The organism is Demequina sp. (genome assembly GCF_016278775.1).
Lineage (GTDB): Bacteria > Actinomycetota > Actinomycetes > Actinomycetales > Demequinaceae > Demequina.
Genome location: NZ_JADQBF010000081.1, coordinates 1 through 11,917 on the forward strand (window position 1 = coordinate 1; position 11,917 = coordinate 11,917).

Genomic DNA, 11,917 nt, shown 5'->3' on the forward strand with positions numbered 1-11,917 from the left:
AGATGGCAACCTCATCGCCGTCGGTGCCCACGTAGTACTGGGTCTGTGACCAGGCGTACGCGCCCCATAGCCCGGCGACGACAGCGACGAGCGCGGCGATCGGGAGCAGCCACGGCCGCAAGTGAGTCCAGCGTCCGCCGTGGCGCTCGTCCTCGTCGTCGTCGGCAGGGGTCGACGAGAGTTTCGCGGCGCGCCCAGCGGACGACGCCGATCCCTGGGTGGGGCGCTTGCGGTCGCGCGCGGCGGAGCCGACGATTTGGTTGGGGGCTGGCTTGGCCTTGCTGGAGGCCGAGTCGATGTCGACAATGTCGCCGATCACGCACGTGACGTTGTCGGGAGCGCCTGCCGAGAGCGCGAGGGAGACCAGGGCGTCGGCACAATCGGCGGCGTCCTCAACCTCCAGCATCGTCTGATGGATGGTGTCCCTGGACACCACGCCTGACAGGCCGTCGGAGCACAGCATCCAGCGGTCCCCCACGCGCGCCTCGCGCACGGAGATATCCACTGGCACGTCGGCGTCGATGTCACCAAGTACGCGCAACACGAGGTTGCGCTTGGGGTGGTTCTCTGCGTCCGCGACGGATAGGCGCCCGGTGTCCACCAGGTGCTGCACAAAGGTGTGGTCGGACGTGACCTGGTCCAGGTCCCCGTCGCGCAGCAGGTAGCAGCGGGAGTCGCCGATGTGCGCCATGGCCAACGACGTTCCCGAGCGCAGGATCGCGGTCACCGTGGTGCCGAGGCCGGACAGTTCTGGGTCGTTGTGGGCGCGTTCCACGATGTCGGCGTGGGCCTCGGCGATCGCCTCCTTGAGCTCGTCGAGCGCCTCGTCTGGACCGAGCGCCTCGCCTTCGAGCGCCGCAAGGCGGCCCACGGCAAGGGACGACGCGATGTCTCCCCCGGCTGCGCCGCCCATGCCGTCGGCCACCACCAACAGGTGGGGCCCGGCGAACGCGGAGTCCTGGTTGTCGGCGCGCACCAAACCCACATCGGAGCGTGCTGCGAAACGCAGGGTTAGGAACATGTCAGGCCCTCAATTCCAACGTGGTGGCGCCGATGCGCACGCGCTCGCCAATAGCGAACGGAACGGGATCCTCGACCTTCTGGTTTCCCAGAAAGGTGCCGTTCGTGGAGCCGAGATCCTCGACCAGCCACCTGCCGTCCTCAGGAAAGATGCGGCAATGCCTCGCGGACAGAAAGTCGTCCTCGATCACCACGGTGCACGTCGCTGCACGGCCGATGAGGATGGGCGAGGCCCCTAGCGGCACCGTCGTGCCCTTGAGAGTTCCGGACGTGATCGCGAGGTGGGCGGCGGCGGGGGTCTGCGTGGAGACCGCCCCAGTTCTCACTCCGGTGGTGGCGCGCGAGGGCGCAGCGCGCTTGTTGGCACGCCCGTCGTCGCGCGGGCGGCTCTTTCTCCCCTTGCCGCGCGAAGTCACACGCGTGCCGTACAGATCGGAGCGCAACACGGCGATGGCCACCAGCACCATGGCCCACAGCAGGACCAGGAAACCCATGCGCAAGAGCGAGATGGACAACTGACTCATCAGGCGTCCTCATCCGTGGGGAGACCGTCCCAGTAGAGGATGGTGGTGCGGCCGATGGTAATGGCGTTGCCGTCCAGCAGCGTTGCCTCACGGATCCGCTGATCCTCGACAAACGTGCCGTTGGTGGAACCCATGTCGGTGATGATGGTGCCGTAGTCGGTGCGCTCCAGTCGAATGTGTTGACGGCTCACGCCGGTGTCATCCACCACGATGTCGGCCTCTGAGCCGCGCCCCAACACGGTGGACGTGCCGGTGAGGTGGTAGCGCTTCCCGTCAATATCAAGGAGCGGGTAACGGGAGTGGGGGGCGCGGTTGCCGGCGGGCGCCACGGGACCCCGCGTGGAACGCGAGTGGACCGCGTAGCGGCCGGTCGCCAGGTCGGCGTCCTCCTCGAAGCGCACGGCCACCTGGCCCACAAAACTGTAGCGCTGGCGGTCGGCGTGGTCGTGGAGCGCGTCTTCAAACTCGTGCGCCAGAGCGGCGTCTCCCCATTCGCGCACCGACTCCATGTCCGCAGGGCTGAGAACCAAGATGTACTCGTTGGGCACCACGGTGCGCTGCCTGTCCACCACGGCGGCCCTGGCGTCGCACTCTCGTTTGAGCGCGCTGGAGAGTTCCACCGGCTTCACGCCTGAACGGAACGTCTTGGCGAACGCGGACTGCACCGCATTCTCGACGCCCTTCTCGAAGCGATCGAGGACACCCATGTGGGAATCGTATCTTGCGGGGTTGTCAGGCTTCACTCGCCTCGCGCGGTGGGCTCGGTGACGCTGCCACTCGACCCACTGGAACGCCTACCGGAGGAAGTCCTTGAGGGTGTTCTGGAGCACGCGTGCCGTCGTGCCCAGGGCGCCCTGAAAGGCGACCTCTTGCATCTTCAGTTCCGTGATGGTCTCTGCGAGCTCGATGGTGCTGACACCGTCCACGCCTTCCCCCGTGTTCGCGAGGTCTAGCAGCGCGCTTTGAAGACTCTCCATCTCGGCGGCTATCGCCTCCCGCGAGGTGACGTCATGGGAGTCCACTGTGGACGCCTCGACTGCCAATGCACGCACTCTGTGAAGGACCTCATCCCACGTGTGCGAGCCGCGAGCTTGCGGTTGCTGCGACTGTCTTGACTTTCGATCACTCACCGTTGGCCTCCCCATCAGTCTGGAGCGGTGGAGCGAGGCGGCCAGCCAACCGCACGCCGCTTCTCGGAGGCGGCGGGAGCCGTGGGTTGCCCTGCTGGCGGGCCGTCGTGGTGGTCATGTCGACTTACACATCGACGCCAACCGTCGCACATTGAAGGTTCCGGCAGAGGTAGTGGTCAAGCTAGCGCTCGCCGCGCATCCCTACAGTGTCGAGAATTCCCAAGAGCGCATCCTGGGTCGCGCGAACCGACTGAATGAGGGCATCCCTGTTGGAGTGGGCCAGCGCGTCGATCTGCGACGTGAGATCCGTGAGGGCCACGTGGTGGCCGCGCAAGAGGTCGTTCCACGGCGCAGGCGCGGCCTCGGCCAACTCCTGCAATGAGGCTCCCGCGGGAAGGCCGACCTCGCGAGCCGCGTCGTCCGACTCGACGGCACGTCCCAACTCGATCCCACGCACCTGGTCGAGCACGGCCTCGACTTCGCGAGTGGCGCGCCCCACCCAACGCACGCGCCCGCTTGCGAGCACGAGTTCCTCTTCTTCCAACTTGAACAAGAGTGATTCGAGAAGCTCACGCTCGCGCCACAGCACCGTCGAAAGCTCATTGAGTCCCAAGGCAACTCCCATGTGTCTGCTGGGCCAGGAGATGGCCGGTCGCACCATTCCCATCGGCCGAAGCAAGCACTCTGTGACAAGTCTCACTGAGGAATTCGCCTGCGGACAGCGATTCGAAAGGGTGCCACCCAGGTGGGGGGCACCCCCGTGTAGGGAATGGACAACGTCACACCCCGCGTGTCGCAGATCGGACAAACCGCCCATAGGTGTGTCGTGTGACATTTCCCGCTCTGGTCAGTGACAACCGTCACGTGTGAGTTATCGCCTTGTCCGCTCTGGACCCGTGAGTCACATTGGCCACATGAACGCAGCGACGAACCGATCCGACGCCTTGGTGGAATCCCACCTCGCGTTGGTGGGATACAGCGTGAACGAGGTTCTCGCTCGTGTGCCATCGCACGTTTCCCGAGCGGACCTCATGTCTGCGGGGGCAATGGCGCTGGTGCGCGCCGCCCGTTCCTTTGACGCCACCAAGGGAGTTCCCTTCGCCCGGTATGCGTCCTTGCGAGTGCGCGGGGCACTGGTGGACGAGCTTCGCTCCATGGACTGGCTATCGCGGGGAGAGCGACGCCGCGCTCGTGCAGCATCGGAGGCGACGGACGCACTCACCAGCCAGCTCGGGCGCACTCCCTCAAGGGACGAGGTTGCCCAGGCGATGGGCGTCAGTGTCCACGAGGTTCTCACAGCCAGAGCCGACGCCGAGACGCGCGTGTTGTCGATCGATGCCTTCGACGGCGCAGTGGGAGCAGGGATCGTCGACTCGACCATCGGCCCGCTCGATGCCCTCGTGTCTGCGGAGCGAATCGAGTATCTCCGCGCGGGGATCGAATGCCTGCCGGAGAAGCTCGCATACGTGGTGGAGCAGCTGTTCTTCCACGACCGCCCGGTGGCGGAGCTCGCAGAGGAGATGGGCCTGACCCGCTCTCGTATCAGCCAACTTCGCAGTGAGGCGCTCGGGTTGCTTAAGGAGGGCCTTGAGTCCAACCTTGATGCAGACGCCGCTCCCAAGGTCGACCCCAAAGAGGGTGTGGTCCAACGGCGCCGCAAGGCGTACTCCGCAGCCATCGCCGCCCGTGCCGCGCAGGCGCGGGAGGGCGCCGCGCCGGCGCGTTCCGTCAGCGTGCTGGGCGACGTATCGGCGCAGACCTCCGACGACGAGGTCGGCTCGCCCGGTCGAGCGGCCGAGGCACCGGCGCGGCACCTCGCACTCGCTGGCTAAGCCACTTCGCGCAGGAGGGTTGGCGCCGCACGTTTTGCCTGGTCGTGAGCATTCGTGGGGCGATCATGCTGCGTGTTACGCTTTCCCGGCGCGCGCGAGTGGCGGAACGGCAGACGCGCTGGCTTCAGGTGCCAGTGTCCGAAAGGGCGTGGGGGTTCAAATCCCCCCTCGCGCACCATAGAAGGCCCCCGAGAGATCGGGGGCCTTTCTCATGCCAGGGGCGGGCTTGCCGCCCCTCGCTTTCGCCCTAGCCGATGTCCCCGTCGACGTACAGCCAGGAGCCGTCCTCGCGCACAAACCGACTGGTCTCCACGAGCGAGGCGACCACGCCGTCGGCGCCTTGGAAGTGCGCGACGAACTCGACGACGCCCGTGGCGTCATCCGCGCGGCCCGCCTCGGTCGACAGCACCTCCAGCCCGAGCCACACTGCCTCATCGAACGTCACGTCCGCCGGTCGTGTGGAAGGGTGCCACGTCCTCAACAGATACCCGGCGTCGCGGCGCACGTAGGCGGTGTACCGCGACCTCATGAGCGCCTCAGCCCTCGGTGCGGGCACCTCGCCCCGAAGGAACGGTTGACAGCACTCGCGGTAGGAGCCGGCCGAGCCGCACGGGCACGGCGACCCGATCACGCAGGCTTCTTGAGGTCGCGTACCCACCGCTCGTTCTCGAGCCGGAAGCCCGCTCGCCGCAGGTACTCCTCGTCCGTGGCCTCATGCGGCGTGAGCGTGAGGGTGCGGAATCCTGCCGCTGGCAACGCGCCAGAGTCGCTGTACACGAACTGCCCCGGCGTGAAGTTGCGGAAGCGCGGCTTGACCCAGTCGAGTTCCACCTCGCCCTTGCCGTCGCCGAGGTCCCTCACGGCCACGACTCCCACCGCCTCGTCTCCCCGCACCACCAACAGGGTGCGACGGGCCTTGGCGGCGCCGCCTGCGTCGGCAACGAAGCCAGGCTGGTGTTCCTGGATGTCGTCGGCGTGGACCTCAAGAACGTGCTGCAAGTAGGCATTGTCTGGATCAACCGTGAGGGCCTTGAAGACGGCAGGGTCGCTCGCCTCGCGATGCAGCCTGATCAGCCAGTAGACGTTGATGATGGCAATCGCACCATTCATGGCCGCGAAGGGCCACACCTCGATGACCGCGTTGTAGAAGGTGGCGACCACGGAACCCGAGAGGTTCATCCAGCGGAAGCGCCACACTTGCGACTGAGTGAGCGACACGACAACGAGGATGGACCCGATCCATCCGATGATTTCCAAGACAGTTTGCACCGGCCAAGCCTACGTCCCTGGCCTAGTCTCGTGGGATGGTCACCGAGTCAGTCCGCGCCGACGCATGGGTGTGGGCCGTCCGGCTCTACAAGAGTCGCACTCAGGCCACGGTCGCATGCCGGGCTGGCCACGTGCGTGTCAACGGTGACCGTGCCAAGCCAGCCACTCACGTGAGGGTAGGCGACCGCGTGGTGGTGCGCATCGGCGGCATCGACCGCGTGGTCGAGGTCAGGCAACTGCTGCTCAAGCGTGTGGGTGCGGAGCCAGCCGCCGCAGCGTACGTCGATCACACGCCGGCGCCGCCCCCGGCAGAGTTCGTCGCCCCTCCGTCGATACGCGACCGCGGATCCGGCCGTCCCACCAAGAAGGAGCGCCGCCAGCTCGACAGGCTGCGCGGCCGCAGGTAGTGGTCGCCCCGAGCGCCGTGCGGTCGCACCTGGCGACACCCGCCAATGCCCGACGGGATTAGGCTCACTTCCATGCCCAGCCCCTCCGTCGACGTGGTGGTCGTCACGTACAAGCCAGGCGACACGATCCTCTCGTTCCTGCAATCCGCGGTGGGCGCCGAGGGCGTCGCCAGCATCACCGTGGTCGACAACGCCTCTGGCGACGATGTGGCGCAGCGGGCAGCGGACGACGCTGGCGTCGCCTTTGTCCAGACCGGCCGCAACGGCGGCTACGGCGCTGGCGCCAACGTCGGCGCTGCACGGGGCGGCGCGGAATGGATCCTGATCTCCAATGCGGACATCGTGCTGGAGCGGGGCGCGGTCGCGGCGCTCCTCGCGGTCGCAGGGTCTGACGAGGCCATCGGCGCGGTCGGCCCGCGTGTGGACGAGATCGACGGCACCACTTACCCCTCGGCGCGGCCGCTACCCACGCTCGTGCTCGGCACTGGCCACGCGCTCTTTGGCAAGGCATGGCCCCGCAACCCCTGGACGCGCCGCTACAAACTCAACCTCGACCCGTCGGGAGGGGAGGTCGACGCTGGCTGGCTGTCCGGCTCGTGCTTCTTGGTGCGCAGGGCCGCATGGGAGCGGCTCGGAGGCTTCGACGAGCGTTACTTCATGTTCTTCGAAGACGTGGACCTGGGCAGGCGCCTGGGCACCGCGGGATACCGGCAAGTGTGGACGCCGCGCGCCGTGGTGACGCACCTCGGTGGACACAGTTACCGCTCCGACCCAGCCCCCATGCTGAAGGCGCACCACGAATCGGCGCGAATGTACGTCGCAAGCGCCTACCCGCGCTGGTGGCAGGCTCCGGCGCGCGCAGTCGTCACGGCCGGCTTGGCTGCCCGCGAGAAGTCCGAAGTGGCGGCTGCGCGCAGAAGGTCGGCAACTCGGGCAGACTAGGGCCCATGCGTGGCATCATTCTGGCTGGCGGTTCCGGCACCCGACTTCACCCGATCACGGTGGGCGTGAGCAAGCAGCTCGTGCCCGTTTACGACAAGCCCATGATCTACTACCCGTTGTCGACGCTGATTCTGGCGGGCATCAGGGACGTGCTTGTCATCACGACTCCTCACGACGCGGAGCAGTTTGAGCGACTGCTGGGTGACGGATCGCAGTTTGGCATCTCGATCACGTACGCCCAACAGCCGGAGCCCAATGGCCTCGCGCAGGCGTTCACCATTGGGGCCGACCATGTGGGATCAGAGAGCGCTGCGCTCGTGCTCGGGGACAACATCTTCTACGGCCATGGACTCGGCTCTCAGTTGCAGCAGTTCTCCGACATCGACGGCGCGGCCGTGTTCGCGTACCGGGTGGCGGACCCCACGGCCTATGGCGTCGTGGAGTTCGATGGTGCCGGCAAGGCGATCTCGCTCGAAGAGAAGCCGGCGAACCCGAAGTCACACTTCGCCGTTCCCGGCCTGTACTTCTATGACAACGACGTGGTTGAGATCGCCAGGAACCTCACGCCGAGTGCCCGCGGCGAGTACGAGATCACCGATATCAACCGGCAGTACCTTGAGGCTGGCAAGCTCCAGGTGGGGGTCCTGCCGCGCGGCACCGCCTGGCTGGACACGGGAACCTTCGATTCCCTGCTCGATGCAAGCCAGTTTGTCCAGACGGTGGTTCACCGCCAAGGAATGAGCATCGGCGCGCCAGAAGAGGTGGCGTGGCGCCGGGGCTTCTTGAGCGACGACGAGCTGCGTGAGCGGGCCGAGAAACTCACCAAGTCGGGATATGGGCAGTACTTGCTCAGGGTGCTCGAAGAAGGTAGATAGGTGCGCACCTTGCGGCGCCGTGCCTTGAGCGCGTGGTCCGCCTTTCCTGCTTCTGTACGACTCGGGTGGCTCGCTGGCCTGCTTGTCGTTGCAGGCGTCGTCGCCATCGTGGGGGGAACGTTGCCTCCGCCGGGCTCTGCCGACGCCTACTGGCACCTCGACTACATCTACCAACTCGCGCACGGCCACTTGCCAGAGCCGTACCACCCTCAATGGGTGATGCCCGGGCGCGGTGCGCCGGTGGGAAGTCCCCAAGGCGTGCATTTCACTGCCGCACACCCGCCGCTGTTCTATCTCTTGGCGGTGCCTTTCGTCGGACCGCTCTTCGACACGCAATCGCTCACCCTGATCACCATGGCGGCTCGCGGAGTGAATGCCGTCATCGCGTTGGCCGCCTTCATAGCGTTGGCGCGTCTGGGCTGGACTCTGGGGGGCCGCATTCGCCACCAGTTGACCGTTGCGCTGCCCGTTGCGACGCTGCTCCAGGTTCCCGTCGCCCAAGTGGCTGGAGAGTTCTACAACGACCTGCTGGTCACGCTGTTTGCAGTTCTGATTTTCACGGAGGCTGCGCTGGCCGTGCGCGACGGAATCACGCGCCGCCGGTGGGCGCTCATGGTCTTGTGGTCTGTAGGCGGCATGGCCTCCAAGGCCACGTTCGTCTTCGCGTTGTTGGTGGCGCTTGCCGCGCTCGTCTGGGCCGCATGGCGACACGGCCAGGGCGGGTGGCGCGAGCGCGCGAAGGCCGCACTCATCCCGGTGCTGGCGGTTGGTGGCGCTCCCGTCGTCGCCGTTGGCTGGTTCTATCTGAGGAACTACTCCTACTCGGGGAGCCCCTTGTCAGGCGTCGGCAAGGTGATCCTGCCTGGTCGAACGTACCGCTCACCCTCAGATGTGCTGGAGCACCCTCAGATGTGGACTGGGTTCATCGAGGGCTGGACGGGCATTCGAGCCTGGGGCACTGGGGATTGGCCGCTCAATCACACGTCCGCCATGCTCATAGTGGGAATCGCAGTACTGTCCACGCTCGCGTGGGCATTGCTCCGGCGTCCGAGCAGGGCTTCATGGGCCGTCGCGAGTTTGTTCATCGCGTTGTTGGTGCTACTCCATGTCGCGCAGTTTTATCACGCGGTCGGCTACGGCGCCTTCAATTGGCGGTACCTCATGCCGGGTAGCTTTGTGCTGGCGCTACTCCTGCTGGTGAGCTTCCTCGACTGGGGGCGTTTGGTGGGGACTCTCTGGTTTGGCCTCTTGAGCGCTGGCTTGGCAACCGCAGCCGTCTACGACCGAGCGGTGTACATCTCCCGCACCTACCGGCAGGAGTGGTGGGGCGACGCCGATGGGTTCGCCGTCTTCCCCCAGATCGCGGCAGACGCCGGACTACCGTGGTGGCCGGTCGTGGCGATCGGGTTGGTCGTCGCTGTGGCGTGGACCGTGATGGCGCGAGCTATGTGGCGTACCTACCCGGCGCACATCACCCCCGCAACCAGCTAGACGCCGTCGAGCACCTCGTCGGCCGCGACGGCCCATCGCTCGCGCCAGTCGCCGATGCCCTCGATGCCAAGTGCTTCGTTTGCGGCATGGCCAAGGACGGACCACGCGGGGCGGGGGGCTGGGCGCTGATAGGCGGAAGAGTCCGTGCGGGACACGATGTCGCCGAGGCCAGCCGAGGCCACAATCTCTTTGGCAAAGTCGTACCACGAGCACTGCCCAGCCGACGTGGCGTGGTACGTGCCAGCGGGTGCGTCGCCTTCGAGCAGGCGAAGCATGAACGCGGCCACGTCACGCGTCCACGTCGGCTGACCCATCTGGTCGTCTACGACGGCGAGGGCGCCGCGCTCGCGGCCAACCTTCACCATCGTCTTGGGGAAGCACGGCCCTCCGCGCCCGTACAGCCAGGCGGTGCGGAGAATGAGCGCGTCCGCTCCAGACTCGCGTACCTCGACCTCCCCTGCCGCCTTGGTGCGCCCGTAGGCGGAAGCCGGGTCCATCGGCGCGTCCTCCGGGTACGGGGCCCCGGCGTCCCCGGCGAAGACGTAGTCGGTGCTGATGTGCACCATGCGGGCGCCCGCAGCGGCTGCCGCTCGCGCGAGGATTCCCGGCCCTGTGGCGTTCACGGCGTATGCAAGGTCCTCTTGCTCTTCCGCCGCGTCGACCGCCGTGAAGGCCGCGCAATTGATGATCACGTCGCGGTCCGCCACGGCGAGCGTCACGGCATCGGCATCGAGGATGTCGAGGTCGTCACGATCCGTCAGCACCATATCGGTCGCCCCACCCTCGCGTAGAGCGGCGATGACGTCTGAGGCGAGCATGCCGTAGGCACCGGTGATCAGAATGCGGGTCTGGGAAAGGTTCACCGGTCAAGGCTAACCGCGCCAGTAGGCTGGGTGCGGCAAAGGAGGCCCCGTGGAGTATCGCGAGTTGACCGTTCCAGGCGCGTGGGAGATCACGACGCGACACTTCGGCGACGATCGAGGACTGTTCCTCGAGGTCTTCAAGGACGCGCCCTTCGCCGCGGCCGTTGGCCACGACTTCTCGGTGGCGCAGGTGAACTGTTCGGTGTCGGCGGCGGGTGTGTTGCGCGGCATCCACTTCGCCGACGTGCCACCCGGCCAGGCGAAGTACGTCACCTGCGTTGAGGGTGCTGTGCTGGACGTCGTGGTCGACACTCGCGTCGGCTCGCCCACGTTCGGCCAGTGGGACTCCGTGTTGCTCGATGACGTTGACCGTCGCGGCATCTACCTCTCGGAGGGACTGGGCCACGCGTTCATGTCGCTCGAAGACGGCTCTACCGTGATGTACCTGTGCTCCACGCCGTACGCGCCGGGGCGCGAGCACGAGGTCAACCCACTGGACCCGGCGATCGGCATTGAGTGGCCGAGCGTCGGCCGTGACGGCGCGCCGCTCGCGCCGCGGCTGTCGCCCAAGGACGAGGCCGCCCCCACGCTCGAGGTGGCCCGCGAGGCGGGTGTGCTTCCCACCGCCGACGCGGTTGCCGCATTCGTCGCCTCGCTCTAGGACGACGGCGTCCCATAGGATTCTGGGGTCCCGCAGGTTCGCGGGCGAGGAAGGCTGTGATGAAGGTACTGGTCACCGGCGGCGCCGGGTTCATTGGCTCCAACTTTGTGCGACTGACGCTCGAGGAGCGTCCCGACGTGGAGATGACGGTGCTTGACGCCCTCACCTACGCGGGCAACGAGGCCTCGCTCCCCGACGACGAACGGGTCACTCTGGTCAAGGGCGACATCGCCGAGCCTGACTTGGTCCACGACCTGGTGGCCGAGCACGATCTGGTGGTCCACTTCGCGGCCGAGAGCCACAACGACAACTCGCTCGACAACCCGTGGCCGTTCGTGCAGACCAACATCATCGGCACATATCAGTTGCTTGAGGCGGTGCGCCGCCACGGCAAGAAGCTGCACCACATCTCGACGGACGAGGTTTATGGGGACCTTGAGCTGGATGACCCCGCCAAGTTCACTGCGGAGACCCCGTACAACCCGTCGTCGCCCTATTCTTCCTCGAAGGCCGCGTCAGACCTGCTGGTGCGCGCGTGGGTGAGGTCTTTCAAGGTCGAGGCGACCATCTCGAACTGCTCCAACAACTATGGTCCGGCGCAGCACGTGGAGAAGTTCATTCCCCGCCAGATCACCAACCTGCTCGACGGCATCCGCCCCAAGCTGTACGGCAAGGGCGAGAACGTGCGCGACTGGATCCACGTGGACGACCACAACCGCGCGGTGTGGACCATCATCGACAAGGGTCGCGCGGGCGAGACATACCTTATTGGCGCCGACGGCGAGATGGACAACAAGTCCGTGATCGAGATGATCCTGACTCAGATGGGCCAGGACGCCGACGCTTACGACCACGTGAGCGACCGCCCCGGCCACGACATGCGCTACGCGATCGACTCGACCA

At 66.5% G+C, this 11,917-nt stretch carries 15 protein-coding genes and 1 tRNA gene; 8 read left to right on the forward strand and 8 right to left on the reverse strand.

All coding sequences use genetic code 11. From position 1 onward, the window contains the following. From QZZ33_RS09255 to flgN, 5 genes are all read right to left on the reverse strand, one after another. A partial coding sequence (locus QZZ33_RS09255; protein ID WP_291379624.1) for a protein phosphatase 2C domain-containing protein occupies positions 1-1,021 on the reverse strand: 1,021 nt, incomplete at its 3' end. A 1-nt stretch (position 1,022) separates the two neighbouring features. Beyond that, entirely contained in the window at positions 1,023-1,544 is a 522-nt protein-coding gene (locus tag QZZ33_RS09260) for an FHA domain-containing protein (protein ID WP_291379626.1), read from the reverse strand. Beyond that, a complete protein-coding gene (locus QZZ33_RS09265; protein ID WP_291379628.1) occupies positions 1,544-2,251 on the reverse strand; it encodes a DUF3662 and FHA domain-containing protein in 708 nt (235 codons plus the stop codon). The genes QZZ33_RS09260 and QZZ33_RS09265 overlap by 1 nt, the downstream gene beginning before the upstream one ends. Positions 2,252-2,338: 87 nt before the next feature. Further along, positions 2,339-2,587: a hypothetical protein gene (locus QZZ33_RS09270; RefSeq protein WP_291379630.1), complete on the reverse strand. Its 249-nt coding sequence runs from the start codon at positions 2,585-2,587 to the stop codon at positions 2,339-2,341. Between the two features lie 268 nt (positions 2,588-2,855). Beyond that, a complete protein-coding gene (gene flgN / locus QZZ33_RS09275; protein ID WP_291379631.1) occupies positions 2,856-3,341 on the reverse strand; it encodes a flagellar export chaperone FlgN in 486 nt (161 codons plus the stop codon). Positions 3,342-3,588: 247 nt separating this feature from the next. On the opposite strand from flgN, the gene QZZ33_RS09280 reads away from it, so the two are divergent. Then, the gene (locus QZZ33_RS09280; RefSeq protein WP_291379632.1) at positions 3,589-4,506 is read left to right on the forward strand and encodes a sigma-70 family RNA polymerase sigma factor; all 918 of its coding nucleotides are present in this window, start codon (positions 3,589-3,591) and stop codon (positions 4,504-4,506) included. Positions 4,507-4,598: 92 nt separating this feature from the next. Beyond that, positions 4,599-4,684 (forward strand) — tRNA-Leu (locus QZZ33_RS09285). 69 nt (positions 4,685-4,753) lie between these two features. Here QZZ33_RS09285 and QZZ33_RS09290 read toward each other — a convergent pair. Together QZZ33_RS09290 and QZZ33_RS09295 are read right to left on the reverse strand one after the other, a co-directional pair. Next, positions 4,754-5,035: a YchJ family metal-binding protein gene (locus QZZ33_RS09290; protein WP_291379633.1), complete on the reverse strand. Its 282-nt coding sequence runs from the start codon at positions 5,033-5,035 to the stop codon at positions 4,754-4,756. A 98-nt stretch (positions 5,036-5,133) separates the two neighbouring features. Continuing rightward, positions 5,134-5,775, reverse strand: coding sequence for a hypothetical protein (locus QZZ33_RS09295; RefSeq protein ID WP_291379635.1), 642 nt, complete (start codon positions 5,773-5,775; stop codon positions 5,134-5,136). 35 nt (positions 5,776-5,810) lie between these two features. Here QZZ33_RS09295 and QZZ33_RS09300 point away from each other — a divergent pair, with 35 nt between their 5' ends. The 4 genes from QZZ33_RS09300 to QZZ33_RS09315 all read left to right on the forward strand — a co-directional run bounded on the left by QZZ33_RS09300 (position 5,811) and on the right by QZZ33_RS09315 (position 9,490). Next, positions 5,811-6,182 (forward strand): S4 domain-containing protein, encoded by a 372-nt coding sequence (locus tag QZZ33_RS09300; RefSeq protein ID WP_291379637.1) that lies wholly within the window; start codon positions 5,811-5,813, stop codon positions 6,180-6,182. A gap of 72 nt (positions 6,183-6,254) precedes the next feature. Continuing rightward, positions 6,255-7,124, forward strand: a complete 870-nt coding sequence (locus QZZ33_RS09305) for a glycosyltransferase family 2 protein (RefSeq protein ID WP_291379638.1) — start codon at positions 6,255-6,257, stop codon at positions 7,122-7,124. A gap of 5 nt (positions 7,125-7,129) precedes the next feature. Next, positions 7,130-7,999, forward strand: coding sequence for a glucose-1-phosphate thymidylyltransferase RfbA (gene rfbA, locus QZZ33_RS09310; RefSeq protein ID WP_291379639.1), 870 nt, complete (start codon positions 7,130-7,132; stop codon positions 7,997-7,999). After that, a complete protein-coding gene (locus tag QZZ33_RS09315; protein WP_291379640.1) occupies positions 8,000-9,490 on the forward strand; it encodes a hypothetical protein in 1,491 nt (496 codons plus the stop codon). Here QZZ33_RS09315 and rfbD read toward each other — a convergent pair. Then, positions 9,487-10,353 carry a dTDP-4-dehydrorhamnose reductase gene (rfbD, locus tag QZZ33_RS09320; protein ID WP_291379644.1) on the reverse strand — a complete coding sequence of 289 codons (867 nt, stop codon included), beginning with the start codon at positions 10,351-10,353 and terminating at the stop codon, positions 9,487-9,489. The genes QZZ33_RS09315 and rfbD overlap by 4 nt on opposite strands. Positions 10,354-10,402: 49 nt before the next feature. Here rfbD and rfbC point away from each other — a divergent pair, with 49 nt between their 5' ends. After that, positions 10,403-11,014, forward strand: coding sequence for a dTDP-4-dehydrorhamnose 3,5-epimerase (gene rfbC / locus QZZ33_RS09325; RefSeq protein ID WP_291379646.1), 612 nt, complete (start codon positions 10,403-10,405; stop codon positions 11,012-11,014). A gap of 59 nt (positions 11,015-11,073) precedes the next feature. Further along, positions 11,074-11,917: dTDP-glucose 4,6-dehydratase (rfbB, locus tag QZZ33_RS09330; protein ID WP_291379647.1), on the forward strand; the 844-nt coding region annotated here is incomplete at its 3' end.